Origin of the sequence: Nocardiopsis terrae, assembly GCF_014651695.1 — a bacterium.
Classification (GTDB): Bacteria; Actinomycetota; Actinomycetes; order Streptosporangiales; family Streptosporangiaceae; genus Nocardiopsis; species Nocardiopsis terrae.
Genome location: NZ_BMXJ01000019.1, coordinates 1 through 979 on the forward strand (window position 1 = coordinate 1; position 979 = coordinate 979).

1 protein-coding gene is annotated in these 979 nt (G+C 67.8%); it reads right to left on the reverse strand.

The genetic code is table 11. The annotated features are described in order from the left end of the window. Nucleotides 1-922, reverse strand: a 922-nt coding sequence (locus tag IE195_RS25980) for a condensation domain-containing protein (protein ID WP_229826471.1), incomplete at its 3' end; no start/stop codon positions are given. Nucleotides 923-979 lie beyond the last annotated feature (57 nt).

Here is a 979-nt window from a genome sequence, read left to right on the forward strand (position 1 = left end):
CCTCGAACGCCCCGACCAACGAACCACCCGAAAGCACACGCCCCGTGTCGTTGAACCCCTCCACCACACGCGACCGCTCACCCCACGACACCACGTCCAGAGCGGAGATGGGAGCGGCGGGGTCCTCCACCACCGTGTCGAGGACGGTGAGGAGCCGACGGCCCAGTTCCTCGACGGTCGTCCGCTCGAAGAGGTCGGTGCTGAACTCCCAGTCACCGCGGATGCCCGCGTGTTCGCCGTTCGACCCGCGCTCCTCCACGACGGCCAGGGCCAGGTCGAATTTGGCGAACTCGGGCGCGACCGGTTCGGGCCGCACGTGCAGTCCGGTGAACCCGGGGTCCTCAGACGGCGTGTTCTGGAGTGCGAGGAGGACCTGGAACAGCGGATTGCGCGACAACGAACGCTGCGGGTTCACCTCCTCCACCACCCGCTCGAAGGGAACGTCCTGATGATCGAACGCCCCCAGATCCGTCGACCGCACCCGCCCCAACAACTCAGCGAAACTCGGATCCCCGGAAAGATCCGTCCGCAGAACCAACGTGTTCACGAAGAACCCGACCAGATCCTCCAACCGGTCGTCCCCGCGCCCGGCCACCGGGGTCCCGATCGGAACATCCGCACCCGCACCCATACGCGACAACAACGCCGCCAGACCCGCGTGCAGAACCATGAACAGGCTCACGCCCGAGGACCGGGCGAGGGCGGTCAGACGCTTGTGCAGCTCGGCGGGGACGTGAAAGGGGACCGTCTGCCCCCGGTGACTCGCGGTACCCGGCCGGTCGTGGTCGGTCGGTAGGTCGATGCGTTCGGGCAGGCCCCGGAGCTCCGTCGTCCAGTAGTCCAACTGGCGCCGCAGGAGACCGTCCGGGTCCTCTTCGGCGAGGAGTTTGTGCTGCCACAACGCGTAATCCGCATACTGCACCGACAACCCAGACCACCCCGGCACACCACCCCCACACCGCGCCCCATACGCCACCCC